Consider the following 16,059-nt stretch of genomic DNA (forward strand, 5'->3'; position numbering starts at 1 on the left):
GGGCCGGGTCCCCGGGCCCGCGCGCCGGATCTCTCACTGGACGCGCGGCCCCGGCTCGGACGACTCCTCCGCGGAGTCCTTGTCCTGGCCGGGCATGTGGACGTCGGAGACCTTGATGTTGACCTCGGTGACCTCGAGCCCGCACATGCGCTCGATCGCCGTGATCACGTTGCGGCGTACGGCGGCGGCCAGGTCGGGAATGGCCATGCCGTACTCGACGACCACTTCGAGGTCGGCGGCGGCCTGACGCTCGCCCACCTCGACGGAGACCCCCTGGGTGATGTTCTGGTCGGCGCCGACCATGCCGCGTACCGCGCCTATGGCTCGCGCGGTGCTCGCGCCCATGTTGTGCACGCCGGGAATCTCCCTGGCCGCCAGGCCCGCGATCTTCGCTACGACGCCGCTCTCGATGGTGGTGGTTCCCTTGGGAGTGACCAGGCCACCCTGGGACCCGGGGCTGTCGGTGCGTGCCCGGGGCACAGGCATCTCTTCGCCCTTGAGCCTGTTCGCCGTGCTGGCTTCAGTCACGTCCGTTCCTTCCCCCGAGGGAAGACCTTCTTCTGGCCCCCCCGATACTGACAGAAACGGTCATACCCCTCACAATGCCACTAACCATGACATACTTATTTTTAACTCAATCATGGTCGTATCGGGAAAATAGCCTTTATAGGTATTTTTGGCTGTATATAGCCCAAAGGGCTCGGCGGTGTGCTGGAGGGACCGGTTGGGCGGGGGCGCGAACCTCCCGGAGACACGGGCGCGGTCAGCCGAGACCCCGAGCCCTACTAGCCTTGTCGTGTGCGTATAGCGAGGTTCTCCACAGGAGACGGTGTCGGGTTCGGGGTGGTCGAGGGTGGCCCAGGGGAGGAGTTCGTCTCCGCGATCTCCGGTCATCCGTTCGGGCCGATCCAGTTCACCGGTGAGCGTCACTCGCTCTCCCAGGTCAAGCTGGTCGCGCCCATGCTGCCCAGCAAGGTCGTCGCGATCGGCAAGAACTACGCCGACCACGCCCACGAGATGGGCGGCGAGGTCCCCGACGAGCCACTGGTCTTCCTCAAGCCGTCGACCTCGGTGATCGGCTCGGGTGAGGCCATCGCCTACCCGACGACCCTGTCCCGGCGGGTCGACTACGAGGGAGAGCTGGCGGTGGTGATCGGCAGGCTCTGCCGGGAGGTGCCCCGGGAACGGGCCCACGAGGTCATCTTCGGCTACACCTGCGCCAACGACGTCACGGCGCGGGATCTGCAGAAGAAGGACGTCCAGTTCACCCGGGCCAAGGGCTTCGACACGTTCTGCCCGCTCGGCCCGTGGATCCAGACCGAGCTCGACCCGAGCGACGTCGGCATCGTCACGTCCGTGAACGGCGAGGTCAAGCAGAGCTCGCGTACCTCCAAGCTCATGTACGACATCCCCGCGCTGATCGCCCACGTGAGCGCGGTCATGACCCTGATCCCCGGCGACGTCATCCTCACCGGGACGCCGGAAGGGGTCGGCCCGCTCAGCGTCGGCGACGAGGTCAGCGTCTTCATCGAAGGAATCGGCACTCTCAGCAACCGGGTGGTCTCCCGTGATTAGGGTTCGTTTCGCCCCCTCGCCGACCGGCATGTTCCATGTCGGCGGCGCCCGCTCCGCGCTGTTCAACTGGGCCCTGGCCGAGAGGGCCGGCGGCAGGTTCGTGCTCCGCATCGAGGACACCGACGCCGCCCGCAACCGGCCGGAATGGACCGAGGGCATCATCTCGGCGCTGGCCTGGATCGGGATCAACGACGGCGCCCCGGCCTTCGAGGGACCCTACTTCCAGTCCTCGTACGAGAAGCAGCACCGCGAGGCCGCGGCCAGGCTGCTGGCCGAGGGCCGGGCCTACTACTGCACGTGCACCCGCGACGAGGTCAAGGCCCGCACCGGGTCCGAGCACCAGGGCTACGACGGCTTCTGCCGCGACCGGGGCCTGTCCGAGGGCGCGGTCCGCTTCCGCACGCCCGACGAGGGCGTCACCGTGATCTCCGACCTGGTCCGCGGCACCGTCGAGTTCCCCAACAACGCGATGGAGGACTTCGTCATCGCGCGCGGCGACGGCTCCCCGCTCTTCGTGCTGGCCAACGTCGTCGACGACGTCGAGATGCGGATCAGCCACGTGGTCCGCGCCGAGGAGCACCTGTCCAACACCCCCAAGCAGCAGCTGCTCTGGGAGGCGCTCGGCGTCGCACCGCCCACCTGGGCGCATGTGCCGGTCATCGTCAACGAGAAGCGCCAGAAGCTGTCCAAGCGCCGCGACAAGGTCGCCCTGGAGTCCTACCGCGAGGAGGGCTACCTGGCCGAGGCGATGGTCAACTACCTGATGCTGCTCGGCTGGGGCCCCGGCGACGACCGGGAGATCATGCCCTGGTCGGAGATGGTGCCGCTGTTCAGGCTGGAGGACGTCAACCCCTCCCCGGCCTTCTTCGACGAGAAGAAGCTCCGCGCGTTCAACGGCGAGTACATCAGGGCGCTGCCCCTGGCGGAGTTCATCACCCGCTGCGAGCCGTGGCTGGACCCGAGCTGGGACCGCGAGACCTTCGCCAAGGTCGCCGAACTCGCCCAGACCCGCATCGCGGTCCTGTCCGAGATCACCGCGAACGTGGACTTCCTCTTCCTGGACGAGCCCGTCTTCGACCAGGCGTCGTGGGACAAGGCCATGAAGAACTCCGCCGTGGAGATCCTCACCGGCTACCTCGACCGGCTCGAGAAGGTCGAGATGGACCCCGAGTCGCTCAAGACGGCGCTGGAGGAGGTCGGCGCCTCCTACGGTCTCAAGCTCGGCAAGGCCCAGGCGCCGGTCCGGGTGGCCGTCACCGGCAGGACCGTCGGCCTGCCGCTGTTCGAGTCGATCGAGGTCCTCGGCCGGACGCGGTCGATGGACCGCGTCCGCGCCGCCCTCGCCAGACTCCAGGCCTGAGGAACGCGGACCGGACGAGGCCCGGGTGCGCGGCGGAGCCGCCGGCGCGCCGGAGGTCATCGGAGGTCATCGGAGGTCATCGTGGAGCCGGGGGGCCTGCCCCGGCCTGGGAGGGTCGCCCACCCGGGCCGGGACAGGACCGTCGATGCGGGAAGGATCAGGCCGGCAGGACCCCTAGGAGGGACGTGCCGGCTCCGTCCCCCGTCCGGCGAGCCTGTCCCAGAAGGACAGACGGTGAGCCGCGGCCCGGTCGAAGGGGGCGATACCGCCTCGCCCCGGGGCCAGCCCCTGCACGTACGGCGTGCCGCCGGTGGGGCGCACGCGCCGCCAGGCGGGCAGGCCCGGCCGGTTCGGGTCGCCGGCGGCGGCGAACCTAGACCAGTAGTCGATCATCGTGTCGCCGAGCCGCCGCTGCTCGGGGGTGAGCGGGGCGGACTCCCAGCCGACGTCGAACAGGAACGACAGCTCGGACCCGTGCGAGGCGAGCGGCCTGACCCCGTTGGGCAGCGGGAAGAGCCGGGGCGCCGTCCGGTCGGTGAACTCGTAGGAGAAGGTCGGCACATACCGGGCGAGCAGCAGGTCCGTGTCGCGCGCCGGCCAGGCCCAGTCCAGGTCGCTCATGACGGCCGCCACCGCCTGGAGGGGTGAGCCGCCGTGGGCGTCCGGCGGATACTCGGCCAGCACGTCCGGTCCCGCGGCGCCGAACTTCCCGTTGACCGCGGCCTCGTACTCCCCGGCCGTCATCGGCGGGAACAGCAGCGACGTGAACAGCGTGCCCTCGTCCCTGGTGATGCCGGTCAGCATGGGCACGCGGTGGAAGCGGCCCTCCTCGAACACCTTCGAGGGATCCTCGGGCAGCACCGCGTTACCGTACCCCGGCAACGGGAGCGGCTGCTGGGCCAGCAGGTCGGCCACCGGCCTGCCCCGCAGGCAGACGAGCGCGGTCTGGGGGTCCGCGCACCCCAGCGCGGCGGCCAGAGCCTGTCCGTGGCCGTCGTGGGCGGCCCGGGGCACCCAGAGCGGGATGTCCAGGACCGGCCGCAGCGGCGTGCCCTCGAAGTTCCCGGTCCCGCACGGGGTGCTCTGGGTGATCGCCCGGTGGAACAGACCCGCCGCGGCGGGGGAGGCGAGCTGCGCGCACACCGAGTGCGACCCCGCCGACTCGCCGAACAGGGTGACGTTGCGCGGGTCGCCGCCGAACGCCGCCGCGTTGCGCCGCACCCAGCGCAGCGCCGCCTGCTGGTCCTCGATCCCGAACGCTCCCGCGTTCTCCAGCCCGGGATACCCGAAGAACCCGAAGACGCCCAGTCGGTAGTTGACCGTCACCACCACGACATCGCCCCGCACGGCCAGCCTGCGGGCGTCGTAGTCGCTGCCGGCCCCCTTGGTGAAGCTCCCGCCGTGCAGCCACACCATGACCGGCCTGGGCCGCTTCCCGCCCGCGGGGGCGGTCACATCGAGGTAGAGGCAGTCCTCCGCCTCGCTTCCCGGTAGGCCCCAGATGTCGGCGGTCTGCGCGCACCGGTCGCCCGGCGCGGTGGCGTCGCGCACTCCCTGCCACGGGGTGACGGCCTGCGGCGACCGCCAGCGCAGCTCACCGACAGGTGGCGCGGCGTACGGGATGCCCTGGAAGGACAGGTGATCCTTACCGGCCCTGCCCCGCACCCATCCTGAGTCGGTACGTACCGTCGTCGGGTTCGCGCCGCCTGCGGTGGCCGGCGCCGTGCCCCCCGGCGGCGCGGTGCCGGCGGGTGCCGTCGCGGCCCCGGCTCCCGCGGCCCCCGGTACCAGCAGCAGGGCGCAGGCCAGGCCGGATACGAGCGCGGCGCCCGTCATGTTCCATTTCCTTGGTCGTTTCACGATGTCCAGTGTGCGTACCGCCCGTGCGAAGCGCATTGAGGGCACGTACCCGTGGGGGGTGCGGTTTCCCGCACCCCCAGCGGGAGGAAGGGCTAAACCAGCAGGCCGCGGCGCTTCAGCAGGGGCTCGATACGCGGGTCGCGGCCGCGGAAGTCGCGGAAGGCGTCCATCACGTCCCGCGAGCCGCCGACCGACAGCAGGGTGGAGCGGAAGTGGTCGCCGTTGCCGCGGGTCAGGCCGCCGTTCTCGGTGAACCAGTCGACGCTCTCGGCGTCCAGCACCTCGCTCCAGATGTAGGAGTAGTAGCCGGCGCTGTAGCCGCCCACCCCGCTGACGAAGATGTGCGCGAAGTAGTTGGTCCGATAGCGGGTGCGGACCAGGTCGTAGGCGATCCCGGCGCGTTCCAGGGCCGCGTTCTCGAACGCCTCGGCGTCCTCGACGGTCTCGCCCGCGGCCAGCTTGTGCCAGGCCCAGTCCAGCAGCGCCGCCGCGAGATACTCGACGGTGGCGAAGCCCTGGTTGAACTTCTCCGCGGCCCTCATCTTCTCCAGGAGCTCCACGGGCACCGGCTCACCGGTCTCGTGGTGCCTGGCGAAGTTGGCGAGGACCGAGGGCCAGGTGGCCCACATCTCGTTGACCTGCGAGGGGTACTCCACGAAGTCGCGCGGCACGTCGGTGCCGGAGACCCGGGGGAAGCGCACGTCGGAGAAGAGACCGTGCAGGGCGTGGCCGAACTCGTGGAAGGCGGTGTTGACCTCCTCGAACGTCAGGAGCGTCGGCCCCTCGGAGGGCTTGGTGATGTTGAGGTTGTTCATCACCACGGGCAGCTCGCCGAACAGGTGCGACTGGGTGACCAGGTTGTTCATCCAGGCGCCGCCGCGCTTGGTCGGCCGGGCGTACGGGTCGAACACGAACAGGCCGAGCGGCGAGCCGTCCGCGTCGGACACCTCGAAGACCCGGACGTCCGGGTGGTACCCGGCCAGGTCGTCCCGGTCGGCGAAGGTGATCCCGTACAGCTCGCCGGCGGCGTGGAAGACACCGTCCCGCAGCACCCGGTCCAGCTCGAAGTAGGGGCGAAGGTCGGCGGCGTCGAAGTCGTAGCGGGCCTTGCGCACCCGCTCGGCGTAGAAGGACCAGTCCCACGGCTCCAGGGGGAAGCCGGCCTGCTCGCTCAGCGCCTCGGCCTCCCGGCGGGCGTTGGCCACCGCGGGGCCCACCAGCTTGCCGAGCATCTCCTCGACGGCGTCGGTGGTCTTGGCGGTCTGGTCGGCGACGGAGTAGGCGGCGTGGTCGGGAAAGCCGAGCAGGGCCGCCCGCTCGGCGCGGAGCGCCGCCATCCTGGCCGCCAGCTCGAAGTTCTCCGGCGCCCGGCCGACGGACAGTTCGTACAGCCTCCTGCGGGTCTCCCGGTCGGTCAGCTCGGCCAGCGCGGGCTGGTTGGTGTAGTTGAACAGCGGCAGGACGTACCTGCCGTCCTTCTCGATCGCCTTGATCGTGCTCTCGGCGAGCCCGTCCAGCAGCTTGACGTCCTCGACGACCAGCGCGGAGGCCGTGGAGGCCGTGAGCAGGTTCTGGGAGAAGGTCGTGGCGAGCCTGGTCAGTTCCTCGTTGAGCGCCCTGAGGCGATCCTGGTCGTCCTCGGACAGGTCCGCGCCGGCCCTGACGAAGTCGACGCGGTACTTCTGCAGCAGCCACGCCTCCTCGGGGTCGTCGGTGGCCACCTGTCTGATCCGGGCGTACAGGGCGCGGTCCAGGCGGATGGAGTCGGCGTGCTGGGTCAGCCGGGGGGAGACCCGGGTCTCGATCTCCCGGATGCCGTCGGTCGTGTCGGAGGCGGAGACGCTGCTGAAGACGGTCACGGTCCGCTTGAGAATCCGGCCCGAGCGCTCCAGGGCCTCGATCGTGTTGCCGAACGTCGCGGGCTCCGGGTTGTCGGCGATCTCCCGCACCTCGCGCAGCTGGTCGGCCATGCCACGTTCGAAGGCGGGAAGGTAGTGCTCCTCCCTGATCAGGGCGAACGGCGGCAGCCCGTACGGCAGCGTGCTGGGTTCGAAGAACGGGTTCTCGGCCAAGGCTGGGACTCCTCTCGGGTGGACGGATCTCTCAGCAGGGTTACACAACCGACCTTCGTTGCGGCAGCCCGGTGATACCGCGATTCGGCCGCCGGCAATCGTTTTGGTCTTGACCCCCAACCTGGGCTATTCTTTCGGAGGCGCCAGCGAGTCCCGCAAGGGAGTCCAGCGCGGTGGGGTATGGTGTAATTGGCAACACGGCTGATTCTGGTTCAGTTGTTCTAGGTTCGAGTCCTGGTACCCCAGCTGCATCTTCTCAGGAAGATGCCGCAGATTCGGCTCCCTCCGAATCTGATGACAGTGTGTAGGGTCCCGTCGTCTAGTGGCCCAGGACGCCGCCCTCTCAAGGCGGTAGCGCCGGTTCGAATCCGGTCGGGACTACCACTGTCTCTCGCAAGGCTCCGTCGTCTAGTGGCCTAGGACGCCGCCCTCTCAAGGCGGTAGCGCCGGTTCGAATCCGGTCGGGGCTACAGGTGCGAAACCCCCGGGAGCAACGGTTCCCGGGGGTTCTTGTCGTTTCAGGGGCACGTGAAGCCCGCCTGACATGTGAATCTCTCAGATCGCCTTCCCGCCCCGGGGGTCGGGTACGCCGGACGCATGCCTGGTCGAGACCGTACGCTCCCGCCACGGTGGAACCGGAAAGGGACGGGGCGCCGCCCCGTCCCTTTCCGGTTCCGTTCCTAGTTCTGCCCCGAGCGGGCCTTGAACAGGGCGCGCTTGGCGGCCTTGCCCACCTGCTTGTCCGGATGCGCCTTGCCGATCGCCTCCAGCAGCTCCTCCAGGTGCGGGTGCGGCACCTTCCAGATCACTTCGAGCAGGCTGACCAGGTTCGGCACGTTGCCGATGTCGTCCAGGCTGCTGACGAACTCGGGACGGCCCAGGCCGGCGGAGATGGTCAGCATGTCGAGGATCAGCCAGTGGGTGTCGGCCTGGGTGGGCGTGGGGGCGTCCTCGACGCCCAGCTGGGCCAGGTGGGTGGCCGCGTACGGGCGCAGGGACGGCTCGTCGAGGGCCTCCCGCCAGGCGGGGACGGCCACCTCGCCGAGCGAGCCGACCATGCTGGCCGCCTGGACCCGGATCAGCGCGTTCGCGTCGTCCTCGGCCGCGGCCTCCAGCAGGTCCCTGGCGGCCTGCTCGGGGGCGCGCAGCTCCATCCAGGCCTCGAACTCGGCGTCCGCCTCCTCCTCGGGCAGCTCGGAGCCGAAGGAGAGCAGGTCCAGGGCCGTCATCGCGTCGATGGCGGGCCGGGCGTCCAGCTCGATGTCGGCCTCGTCCACGAGGTGGACCACGCCCTCCATGCCGAGCGGGGTCAGGCGCACCTGGTCGTGCTCGACCTCGACCATGCCGTACCCGGCCAGCCAGTCGAGCACCGGGTTGAGCGGGTCGCCGTACTGCGCGGTGGCGGCGGCCCAGGCCTCCGCGCCCAGGTCGTCGTACTCGGCGGCGGCCTCGGCCAGCTCGGTGCGGAGCTCGGCCAGCGGCTTGGAGCCGGTCGCCAGCAGCACCCGGACCAGCAGCGCCCTGGTCAGCCCGGACAGGGCGATCGTGGCCTCCTCGTCCGCCAGCTCCGGGTCGCCGTAGTCGATGGAGTGCAGACCGGCCATCCACGCGTCCAGGGCGTCGTCGTCCTCCTCGAAGGGCCACTCCGCGGTGTCGGCGTCGATGCTGACCGTGTCCTCCCCCTCGGGTTGGAGGAAGTCGAGGTCGATCGCGAGGTTCCAGATGTTCCAGAGCGCGGGGACGGAGTCGGCCAGCGACTTGTCGCCCTTCTCGGGAACCGGGATGCCGAGGACGGCCAGGGCCTCGGTGATCTCGGTGTCGTCGAGCAGGCTCGTCTCGCCCACCCGGCGCTCCGAGCCGACCCAGATCGCGAGGTCGCGGGCCTTGGAGATCAGGGGTGTCCTGCGGGTGGCCTCGGCCAGCTCGGAGTCCGGGCGGAGCCTGATCGTCGGCAGCTCGGAGAGCTCGTCGGCGAACGGTTCGAAGTCGCCGAGCCCCTCGGACTCCTCCTCGTCGTACTCGTCGTCCTCGTCCTCCTCGACGACGAGATCCTCCATGGCGTCGACGAAGTCGTCCTCGAGACGGTCGAGCTCGGCGAGCAGGTCCCCCAGCGGCGCGGAGCCCTTGGCCAGGCGGTCGGACTCCGACAGGAAGGTCAGATAGGCGCGGACCGCGGGCACCATGCCGTCGGCGGCGGCGTCCGGGTCCTCGACGACCTGGGGCATCCGATCGAGGAGAACCGTGCGCAGGTCGGACTGCCTCCACCTGCCGACGTCGTCGGAGGCGATCAGCCGGTGCCACAGCGCGACAGAGCCGACCAGGTTGGAATCGCTGCCGGGCGCGTTCTCACGCGCCCACAGGATGAAGTTCTGGAGCAGGGGACGCAGTTCAGCCGCGGCTGCCTCGATGCGATCTGTCACCTGCCCAGCCTAGGGGGCCGCAGGGGTGCTCGCCTCCTCATATCGCCCACAGATCGCTCGGTGTCAGCCGCCGCGGAGGTCAGTTGGCGCGGCGCATCGACTCGGTGATCCGCTCGGCGGCGGTGACCACGGGGGCGGCGTGCAGCCTGCCGGGGGTGCGGGTCAGGCGCTCGATCGGGCCGGAGACCGACACCGCGGCGACCACCTTGCCGCCCGCGCCCCTGATCGGCGCCGAGACGCTGGCCACGCCCTGCTCGCGCTCGCCGACGCTGTGCGCCCAGCCCCTGCGCCGCACGCTCGCGAGCGTGGCCGCGGTGAACTTGGCCCCGCGCAGGCCCCGGTGCAGGCGGTCGGGCTCCTCCCAGGCGAGCAGGATCTGCGCCGCGGACCCCGCGAGCATCGGCAGGGCCGAGCCGACCGGTACGGTGTCGCGCAGCCCGCTGGCACGCTCGGCGGCGGCCACGCAGACCCGCTCGTCACCCTGCCGCCGGTAGAGTTGCGCGCTCTCCCCGGTCAGGTCCCTCAGCTGGGTGAGAACCGGTGAGGCGACGGCCAGCAGCCTGTCCTCGCCGGCGGCGGTGGACAGCTCGGACAGGCGGGGGCCCAGGACGAAACGACCCTGGGTGTCGCGGGAGACGATGCGGTGGTGCTCCAGGGCGACGGCCAGCCGGTGGGCGGTGGGACGGGCCAGGCCGGTGGCGTGGACGAGCTGTGCGAGGGACGCCGGGCCGGCTTCAAGGGCGTTGAGCACGAGGACGGCCTTGTCCAGTACGCCGACTCCGCTAGAGTTGTCCATACACCGATACTGCCGTCTCGACATATGAGAAAGCAAGTGGGTGCGGGATAGCCGATCGCAAGGAGGCGACATGGGCCGCACGCTCGCGGAGAAGGTCTGGGAGCAGCACGTCGTGCGACGTGCGGAGGGAGAACCCGACCTGCTCTACATCGACCTTCACCTCATTCACGAGGTCACGAGCCCGCAGGCGTTCGACGGCCTGCGCATGGCGGGTCGCCCCGTCAGGCGGCCCGACCTCACCATCGCCACCGAGGACCACAACGTCCCGACCGTACGCGGTCCGATCAACGACCTGGTGTCGCGGACGCAGGTGGAGACGCTGCGCAAGAACTGCGCGGAGTTCGGCGTCCGGCTGCACCCGATGGGCGACGCGGGGCAGGGCGTGGTCCACATCATCGGCCCGCAGTTCGGCCTGACCCAGCCCGGCATGACGATCGTGTGTGGTGATTCTCACACCTCCACCCACGGTGCCTTCGGCGGCATCGCGTTCGGCATCGGCACCTCCGAGGTGGAGCACGTGCTGGCCACCCAGACACTGCCCGCCTACCGGCCGAAGACCATGGCCATCGAGGTCTCCGGCGAGCTGCCCCCCGGCGTCACCGCCAAGGACCTGATCCTGGCGATCATCTCCAAGATCGGCACCGGCGGCGGTCAGGGCCACATCGTCGAGTACCGGGGCGAGGCCATCCGCAAGCTCTCCATGGAGGGCCGGATGACGGTCTGCAACATGTCCATCGAGGCGGGCGCCCGCGCGGGCATGATCGCCCCGGACGAGACCACCTTCGAATATCTCAAGGGCCGTCCGCACGCGCCGTCCGGCGCCGACTGGGACGCCGCGGTCGAGTACTGGAGGTCGCTGGTCAGCGACGAGGACGCGGTCTTCGACACCGTCGTGGAGATCGACGCCGCGACGCTGACCCCGTTCGTCACCTGGGGCACCAACCCGGGCCAGGGCGCCCCGCTGGGCACGTCCGTGCCCCGTCCCGAGGACACCGAGGACCCGGCCGCCGCCGCGCGTGCCCTGGAGTACATGGGCCTGACCGCGGGCACCCCGCTCCGCGAGGTCAAGGTCGACACGGTCTTCGTGGGCTCCTGCACCAACGGCAGGCTGGAGGACCTGCGCGCCGCGGCCGAGGTGCTGCGCGGGCGCCAGGTCGTGACGCGCACGCTGATCGTGCCCGGTTCGATGCTGGTCAAGCTCCAGGCCGAACAGGAGGGGCTGCACGAGGTCTTCAAGGCCGCGGGCGCCGAATGGCGCGAGGCGGGCTGTTCCATGTGCCTGGGGATGAACCCCGACACCCTCGCCCCCGGCGAGCGCAGCGCCTCGACCTCCAACCGCAACTTCGAGGGGCGGCAGGGCAAGGGTGGCCGTACCCACCTCGTGTCCCCGCAGGTCGCCGCCGCGACCGCCGTCACCGGCAAACTCACCGCGCCCGCCGACCTGTAAGGAGCCCTCGCGATGGAAGCGTTCACCACCCACACCGGCCGGGCCGTGCCGCTGCGCCGCAGCAACGTGGACACCGACCAGATCATCCCCGCCGTCTGGCTCAAGCAGGTCAGCAGGACCGGGTTCGAGAACGGCCTGTTCTCCGTCTGGCGCGAGGACCCCGGCTTCGTCCTGAACAACCCCGTTCACGAGGGCGCCACGATCCTGCTGGCCGGCCCCGACTTCGGCACCGGATCCTCCCGGGAGCACGCGGTCTGGGCCCTGCAGCAGTACGGCTTCCGCGTCGTGATCGCGGCTCGTTTCGGAGACATCTTCCGTAATAATTCCACCAAGATGGGCCTGCTCCCGGTCGTCCTGCCGGGCGAGATCGTCGAGGCGCTGCAGGCCGCGGTCGAGGCGGACCCGACCCTTGAGATAACCGTTGACCTGGCAGGACGCCAGGTCCGCTGGGGCGCGGAGGCCGCCGCCTTCGAGATCGACGACTACACGCGCTGGCGGCTGATGGAGGGCCTGGACGACATCGGGCTGACCCTGCGCAACGCCGACGCCATCGGGACATACGAGAATGGTCGGCAGCCATGGCTGCCGACGACCGTCTGACGAGTTCAGAAGACGAGCTGGCGTGGCGGCTGCGCGAGGCGCACCGCCGCGTCCGGTCCCTGCCTGTCTCCGTCGAGGAGAGAAAACGTCTCACCAGGCGCCTGCTGGCCATCTGCGATATGGCCAAGCGCGACCTCGATCACGCCACAGGGCGTCTTGATTTGTTCCTTCTCAGTATTGATGTCGTGGTTTCAGATACGCCGAGCACTGGAAACATTGCGGAAGGTGATTGAGTCATACGGCTCCGTCCCCTAATTTCAAGCGAGCAGGGGGTTTCTCATCGTGATCGTTGATGAGAGATCTGTGATGAGACCCCTCGCCGTGACAAATCGGGTGAGACGGGTTTTCTGCCCCGTGACCCACTCCCGGACATCGGTAAGCAGGGGGAGCAACCTTATGAACAAAAAGGAACTCGTCGACGCCATCGCGGATCGGGTGGGCGACAAGAAGACGGCCACCGAAGCCGTGAACGCGGTGCTCGACACGATCCAGACCACCGTCGCGAGTGGTGACAAGGTCTCGATCACGGGGTTCGGTGCCTTTGAGATGGTGCACAAGCCGGCCCGCACCGCCCGCAACCCCTCGACGGGTGCCGAGATCCACGTCGCCGAGAGTTGGGGGCCGAAATTCCGGCCCGGTTCCGACTTCAAGGAACTCGTCAACAACGGCGGCAAGAAGGCATCGAAGAAGAAATAGGTCTCGGCGTAGGCGCCCGGACTCCCGAAGCGGGAGCCCGGGCGTCCGGCTTTCCGACCGGCGCCGCCGGATCGGGATGCCCGGGGCCGGAGCCGTCTAAAAGTGTTCGGCCACGTGCGACGGACTCGTCGGCGGGGCGCAGCGGAGATGATTGCGGCTCGGACCGCCGGGGAAGCCGGTTCCCCGGCCGCCTCACCGGCCGGGTACGGGGAAGGTCGAGAGGGTGATGTAGGAGACGTCGTCGCCGTTCATGACGATGTTGACCCGCTGACCCGCCCTGAGCAGCCGGAGCGGCCCCGCGTCGAAGGCCGCCGCGCCGAACGGGATCTCGGTCCCGTCGTCCAGGAAGACCGACCCCGACCGGGTCGCCTCCTCGAAGCTCCGCACCGTCGCCTGCACACGCCCAGGGTAGCCCCCGGACGGGAATCCCGCCCCAACCGGGGCTATCGGTCCCTGTCGCGTTCCCCCGGCCGCGAAGGGCCGCCGGACACCGAGATCCTTTCCGCCATGGCCAGCGTGCGGGGGCCGACGCCCAGGACCAGCGCCTGGCGGAGGTCGTCCGGGGTGTCCACGTCATGGCGGACCGACTCCACGCCCGCCACACAGAGCTCCTTGGCGCCGCGCCGCAGGTGCCGGTCCCGCGACTCGCCGCCGAACCCCGGCGTGAACGGCGTGCCTGGCCGTACGCCGTAGAAGGTCGTGCCGATCTCGGAGGCGTCCGGCAGGAACATCTGGTCGAACTCCGCGGCGGCGGTCAGCACGCGGGCCAGCTCCGCGGGGCGGAGGGCGGGGAGGTCGGCCTGGAGGGCGCCGACGGCGTCGCCGGGTGCCAGCCGGGCCGCCTCCAGGGCACCGTGCCGCAGGGCGGCGTTCAGCCCCGCCTCCGGGTCGCCGACCACGTGCGCGCCGACCCCGCCGAGCGCCTCGGCGGCCACGGGGTCACCCGTCACCACGACCACCCGCGTGACGAGCGCGCACCTCAGCGCCGCCTCGACGGTGTCGCAGGCGATCGCCACGGCCAGCGCGGCCCGGTGCGGGCCCGCCGCCGCAGACAGGCGGGTCTTGGCGGCGACCAGCGTCTTGACCGGGACGACAAGGGTCCAGGCGGAACTTTCCTGAGCAGGCATAGCGTTAAGCATCCCGTCTCGACATCTCGGGGAGCCAACCGGGAGACTTGGTGCGCAAACCGCTCATACGGAGGAGCCCATGAGACGCCCCGGCTGGCCCTCGCGATTCTGGGTCGCCTTCGCCGTCGCGATCGTCAAGCCGATCTCGTGGCTCCTGGTCAAGAAGGACTGGCGTCGTAGCGACCGGTTGCCCAGGACGGGCGGAATCATCGTGGCGACCAACCACCTGTCGTGGCTGGATCCGATCCTCATCTCGCACTTCCTCTACAACAACGGTCGCTGGCCGGTGATCCTGGCCAAGTCGGGTCTCTTCTCGGTGCCGCTGCTCGGCCCCCTGCTGAGGGCGCTCCAGGTCATTCCCGTCTACCGGGGGAGCTCCGACGCGGGACGCTCGCTGGAGGAGTCGCGGCGCCGGTTCGCCGCGGGGGCGTGCGTGATGTTCTATCCGGAGGGTACCTGCACCCGCGACCCGGACTTCTGGCCGATGGAGGGCAAGACCGGCGCGGCCAGGCTGGCGCTGGAGACCGGCGCGCCGGTGATCCCCGTCGCGCACTGGGGCGCCCAGGAGATCCTGCCGTACGGTGCCAAAAGGCCCAGCCTGCTGCCGCGCAAGACCTTCCGCGTGCTGACCGGGCCACCGGTCGACCTGTCGAAGTACCGGGGACAGCCGCTCCAGGCCGACCTGCTGCGCGCCGCGACGACCGAGATCATGTCGGCGATCACGGCCCAGCTGGCCGAACTCCGCGGGGAGAAGGCGCCCAAGGCGCCGTTCAAGCGACCTTCCGACAACTGACTTCGGCGTACGGTGTTGACATCCTCCCCTCCCCGAAGGGAGGGGGTTCCCACGGTCGCCCGTGAGAGTTCCTGAATCACCGCCGGTCGCCCGCCAGGAGAAATCCCTTGAGGTCCTACACCAGCTCCACAGGCGTTTCACCTCTCCGCCAGCCCGGCGGTGAGGACCCAGCCGGTCACACTCGTAGTGGCCCGGCTGTCGCCACCGCCGGACACGGTACCGAACCGTACGGCGTCGCGCCGTGTCCTCTCCCCCGCCCGGAGGCGGAGGTTTCCACGCCCAAGGAGAACCGATGACCAAGGCGGCTGTATTCGGCACGGGATCGTGGGGGACGACCTTCAGCATGATCCTCGCGGGGGCGGGCACCCGGACGGTCCTGTGGGGCCGCAGCGCGGAGGTCGTCGAGGCGATCGACCGGCGGCACGAGAACCCCGTCTACCTGCCGGGCGCGGCGCTGCCCGAGACGCTGCGCGCCACGACCGACCCGGCCGAGGCTCTCGACGGCGCCGACTTCGTGGTGCTCGCGGTGCCCTCCCAGACCCTGAGGGAGAACCTGACCCGCTGGAAGCCGCACCTGCCGCCGGAGGCGGTGCTGGTCAGCCTGATGAAGGGCATCGAACTGGGCACCACCAAGCGGATGAGCGAGGTGATCTGCGAGGTCGCCGGGGTGCCCCAGGAGCGGGTCGCGGTGGTGTCGGGGCCCAACCTGGCCGGAGAGATCGTCCGGGGCCAGCCCGCCGCCACCGTGGTCGCCTGCACCGACGAGCGGGCGATGGAGCGCCTTCAGGAGGCCTGCTACCTGCCGCCCTGGTTCCGCCCCTACACCAACCCCGACGTCGTGGGGGTCGAGCTCGGCGGGGCCGTCAAGAACGTGATCGCCCTCGCGGTCGGCATCTCGGCGGGGATGGGGCTGGGCGACAACGTCGGGGCGATGCTGATGACGCGCGGGCTGGCCGAGATCTCCAGGCTGGGCACGGTGCTCGGCGCGGACCCGCACACCTTCGCGGGGCTGGCGGGCATGGGCGATCTGGTGGCGACCTGTACCTCCCCATTGTCGCGGAACCGTACTTTCGGGGAGAATCTGGGGCGGGGTATGACCTTGGCCGAGGTCATCGCCGCCACGAAACAGACCGCCGAGGGGGTCAAATCCTGCGAGTCGGTGCTCGAACTGGCCAGAAAGCACGACGTGGAGATGCCGATCACCGAAGTGGTGGTGGCCGTCGTCCATGACGCAATGCCTCCCAGCGAGGCCGCGGTGCTCCTGATGTCGCGGACTCCCAAGCCGGAACGGTACGGCCTGTGAAGACACGGTG

General features: G+C 70.0%; 15 protein-coding genes and 3 tRNA genes. 11 read left to right on the forward strand and 7 right to left on the reverse strand.

Translation table 11 applies throughout. The features are described from left to right. Window positions 1–33: 33 nt before the first annotated feature. A complete protein-coding gene (locus AB0J58_RS08805; RefSeq protein ID WP_364212485.1) occupies window positions 34–486 on the reverse strand; it encodes an Asp23/Gls24 family envelope stress response protein in 453 nt (150 codons plus the stop codon). A gap of 312 nt (window positions 487–798) precedes the next feature. Here AB0J58_RS08805 and AB0J58_RS08810 point away from each other — a divergent pair, with 312 nt between their 5' ends. Beyond that, window positions 799–1,575: a fumarylacetoacetate hydrolase family protein gene (locus AB0J58_RS08810; RefSeq protein ID WP_343978017.1), complete on the forward strand. Its 777-nt coding sequence runs from the start codon at window positions 799–801 to the stop codon at window positions 1,573–1,575. A 28-nt stretch (window positions 1,576–1,603) separates the two neighbouring features. Beyond that, the gene (gltX, locus tag AB0J58_RS08815) at window positions 1,604–2,935 is read left to right on the forward strand and encodes a glutamate--tRNA ligase (protein WP_364212487.1); all 1,332 of its coding nucleotides are present in this window, start codon (window positions 1,604–1,606) and stop codon (window positions 2,933–2,935) included. Between the two features lie 174 nt (window positions 2,936–3,109). On the opposite strand, the gene AB0J58_RS08820 is transcribed toward gltX, so the two are convergent. Together AB0J58_RS08820 and AB0J58_RS08825 are read right to left on the reverse strand one after the other, a co-directional pair. Then, on the reverse strand, window positions 3,110–4,771 hold the full coding sequence (locus tag AB0J58_RS08820; RefSeq protein WP_364212220.1) for a carboxylesterase family protein: 1,662 nt from the start codon (window positions 4,769–4,771) through the stop codon (window positions 3,110–3,112). Between the two features lie 116 nt (window positions 4,772–4,887). Continuing rightward, window positions 4,888–6,867, reverse strand: a complete 1,980-nt coding sequence (locus AB0J58_RS08825; RefSeq protein WP_364212223.1) for a M3 family metallopeptidase — start codon at window positions 6,865–6,867, stop codon at window positions 4,888–4,890. 174 nt (window positions 6,868–7,041) lie between these two features. Here AB0J58_RS08825 and AB0J58_RS08830 point away from each other — a divergent pair. The 3 genes from AB0J58_RS08830 (at window position 7,042) to AB0J58_RS08840 (ending at window position 7,337) form a co-directional block, all read left to right on the forward strand. Further along, window positions 7,042–7,113, forward strand: a tRNA-Gln gene (locus AB0J58_RS08830). A 62-nt stretch (window positions 7,114–7,175) separates the two neighbouring features. Further along, window positions 7,176–7,251: transfer RNA gene (locus AB0J58_RS08835), tRNA-Glu, on the forward strand. 13 nt (window positions 7,252–7,264) lie between these two features. Next, window positions 7,265–7,337, forward strand: a tRNA-Glu gene (locus AB0J58_RS08840). A 210-nt stretch (window positions 7,338–7,547) separates the two neighbouring features. Here the strand turns inward: AB0J58_RS08840 and AB0J58_RS08845 are convergent. Further along, window positions 7,548–9,287, reverse strand: coding sequence for a hypothetical protein (locus AB0J58_RS08845; RefSeq protein ID WP_364212226.1), 1,740 nt, complete (start codon window positions 9,285–9,287; stop codon window positions 7,548–7,550). A 79-nt stretch (window positions 9,288–9,366) separates the two neighbouring features. After that, entirely contained in the window at window positions 9,367–10,083 is a 717-nt protein-coding gene (locus tag AB0J58_RS08850) for an IclR family transcriptional regulator (protein WP_030913609.1), read from the reverse strand. A 70-nt stretch (window positions 10,084–10,153) separates the two neighbouring features. Between AB0J58_RS08850 and leuC the strand changes: the two genes are divergently transcribed. From leuC to AB0J58_RS08870, 4 genes are all read left to right on the forward strand, one after another. Beyond that, complete coding sequence (gene leuC, locus AB0J58_RS08855) at window positions 10,154–11,530, forward strand: 3-isopropylmalate dehydratase large subunit (protein ID WP_343982259.1); 1,377 nt, start codon at window positions 10,154–10,156, stop codon at window positions 11,528–11,530. Window positions 11,531–11,542: 12 nt separating this feature from the next. Continuing rightward, the gene (leuD, locus tag AB0J58_RS08860) at window positions 11,543–12,130 is read left to right on the forward strand and encodes a 3-isopropylmalate dehydratase small subunit (RefSeq protein ID WP_364212229.1); all 588 of its coding nucleotides are present in this window, start codon (window positions 11,543–11,545) and stop codon (window positions 12,128–12,130) included. Next, window positions 12,109–12,363: a hypothetical protein gene (locus AB0J58_RS08865; RefSeq protein WP_343982264.1), complete on the forward strand. Its 255-nt coding sequence runs from the start codon at window positions 12,109–12,111 to the stop codon at window positions 12,361–12,363. The genes leuD and AB0J58_RS08865 overlap by 22 nt, the downstream gene beginning before the upstream one ends. Before the next feature lie 163 nt (window positions 12,364–12,526). Next, on the forward strand, window positions 12,527–12,826 hold the full coding sequence (locus AB0J58_RS08870) for an HU family DNA-binding protein (RefSeq protein ID WP_030913604.1): 300 nt from the start codon (window positions 12,527–12,529) through the stop codon (window positions 12,824–12,826). Window positions 12,827–13,018: 192 nt separating this feature from the next. On the opposite strand, the gene AB0J58_RS08875 is transcribed toward AB0J58_RS08870, so the two are convergent. Next, window positions 13,019–13,225: a hypothetical protein gene (locus AB0J58_RS08875; protein ID WP_343982269.1), complete on the reverse strand. Its 207-nt coding sequence runs from the start codon at window positions 13,223–13,225 to the stop codon at window positions 13,019–13,021. 44 nt (window positions 13,226–13,269) lie between these two features. Next, window positions 13,270–13,965: a 2-phospho-L-lactate guanylyltransferase gene (gene cofC, locus AB0J58_RS08880; RefSeq protein ID WP_364212232.1), complete on the reverse strand. Its 696-nt coding sequence runs from the start codon at window positions 13,963–13,965 to the stop codon at window positions 13,270–13,272. Window positions 13,966–14,032: 67 nt separating this feature from the next. Between cofC and AB0J58_RS08885 the strand changes: the two genes are divergently transcribed. Then, entirely contained in the window at window positions 14,033–14,746 is a 714-nt protein-coding gene (locus AB0J58_RS08885; RefSeq protein WP_364212235.1) for a lysophospholipid acyltransferase family protein, read from the forward strand. Window positions 14,747–15,038: 292 nt separating this feature from the next. Then, on the forward strand, window positions 15,039–16,049 hold the full coding sequence (locus tag AB0J58_RS08890) for an NAD(P)H-dependent glycerol-3-phosphate dehydrogenase (protein WP_364212238.1): 1,011 nt from the start codon (window positions 15,039–15,041) through the stop codon (window positions 16,047–16,049). The last annotated feature ends 10 nt before the right edge of the window (window positions 16,050–16,059 follow it).

Source organism: Streptosporangium sp. NPDC049644, assembly GCF_040675205.1.
Classification (GTDB): Bacteria; Actinomycetota; Actinomycetes; order Streptosporangiales; family Streptosporangiaceae; genus Streptosporangium; species Streptosporangium fukuiense.